Here is a 1582-nt window from a genome sequence, read left to right on the forward strand (position 1 = left end):
TTTGAAGGGAAGCTCAACCTGGCTTCGCCTGTCACGGCGGTACCTGACGAGAAGGAACAACGCTTATGACCTTGTCCGCTCCGATCCTCGCAAGCGCGCTCGTGCTGGCCGGCGCGGCCCTCTTGGCGCTGCGCGCCGCAACGCTCACCGGCGGCCGAGTTGCGGTCAAGGTCAGAAGTAGGCGCCGGCCCGGCCGCGCAAAAACCGGCAACTGAGTGCCAAGACCGTGGGACGGGCAAGCGGCCGCTAGCTGTGCGATCAGGATTTCGCCCGTGCCGGTCCATCAGGCCGTCACCTAGCGCAATAGGTGTGCCGTTCGCAGGCCGGCATCACCCGAACATCAACACACCTATTTCGGCAGCGTGTAGGCCATCACATAGTCGCCGGGCTTGGTGCCGACCGAACCATGGCCGCCGGCGACGATGACCACGAACTGACGGCCGTCGCCGACCGTGTAGGTCATCGGCGTCGACTGGCCGCCGGCCGGCAGCCTGGCTTTCCAAAGCTGCCTGCCGGTGGTCAGGTCATAGGCGCGCAGATAGTCGTCGACCGCCGCTCCCAGGAAGGCGACGCCGCCGGCGGTGATCATCGGCCCGCCAATGCCGGGCACGCCGACCTTGAACGGCAGCGGCAGCGGTGTCATGTCGCGCACGGTGCCGTTGCGGTGCTTGTAGGCGATCTTGCCGGTCCTGAGATCGGCGCCGGCGACATAGCCCCATGGCGGCGCCTGGCAGGGAATGCCGAGCGGCGACAGGAACGGCCCCATCACCACCGCGTAAGGCGCGCCCTCGTTGCGGTTGAGCCCTTGCTCGCTGCCGCGTCCTTCATCCGGCGGCGGCACCTGGTCGCGCGGAACGAGCTGCGATTTGAACGCCAGATAGGTCGGCATGCCGAACATCACCTGCCGAACCGGATCGACAGCGACGCCGCCCCAATTGAAGACGCCGAAATTGCCGGGATAGATCAGCGAACCCTGGACGGACGGCGGCGTGTAGCGGCCCTCATAGCGCAGGCCCCGCAATTCGATCCGGCAGGCCAGCTGGTCGAACATGGTGATGCCCCACATATCGGCGCCTGTCAGCGGCTTCGGATTGAAGGAAAGGTCCGATTCCGGCTGCGTCGGCGAGGTATGGTCGCCCTCGATCGCGCCGCCCGGCGCCGGCACCTCCTTGACGGGAATGATCGGCTCGCCGCTGCGCCGGTTGAGCACATAGAGGTCGCCCTGCTTGGTTGGCCCGACCAGCGCCGGCACGACACCGCTCGAGGTGGTGATATCGACCAGCGTCGGCTGCGCCGGAACGTCCATGTCCCAAAGGTCATGATGCACGGTCTGCCGCACCCAGCGCACCTGCCCGGTGTTGAGGTCGAGCGCGGTGATCGAGGAGGAGAATTTCTCGACATTGGCACTGCGTCCGGCGCCGAGCTGGTCCGGCGTCTGGTTGCCGAGCGGCACGTAGAGCAGGCCGAGCTTCTCGTCGGCGCTCGGCGTCGACCACATGTTGGGCGAGTTGTTGGTGTAGGCTTGGCCGGTCGGCAGCGGCGTCGTCTGGTCCGGATTGCCGGAATCCCAGTTCCACAGCAG

At 66.7% G+C, this 1582-nt stretch carries 1 protein-coding gene and 1 pseudogene; one reads left to right on the top strand and one right to left on the bottom strand.

Features of this window, described 5'->3' with window-relative positions:
* The first annotated feature begins 65 nt into the window (after positions 1 to 65).
* Positions 66 to 215 carry a hypothetical protein gene (locus EN781_RS34630; RefSeq protein WP_189347964.1) on the top strand — a complete coding sequence of 50 codons (150 nt, stop codon included), beginning with the start codon at positions 66 to 68 and terminating at the stop codon, positions 213 to 215.
* A 134-nt stretch (positions 216 to 349) separates the two neighbouring features.
* On the opposite strand, the pseudogene EN781_RS32180 reads toward EN781_RS34630, so the two are convergent.
* A pseudogene (locus EN781_RS32180) lies at positions 350 to 1582 on the bottom strand (PQQ-binding-like beta-propeller repeat protein); the annotation flags it as partial.

Source organism: Mesorhizobium sp. M4A.F.Ca.ET.090.04.2.1 (assembly GCF_003999085.1).
Lineage (GTDB): Bacteria > Pseudomonadota > Alphaproteobacteria > Rhizobiales > Rhizobiaceae > Mesorhizobium.

Coding starts and splice junctions, on each gene's coding strand:
- EN781_RS34630 (WP_189347964.1), top strand. CDS start 66: ATGACCTTGTCCGCTCCGATCCTCGCAAGCGCGCTCGTGCTGGCCGGC.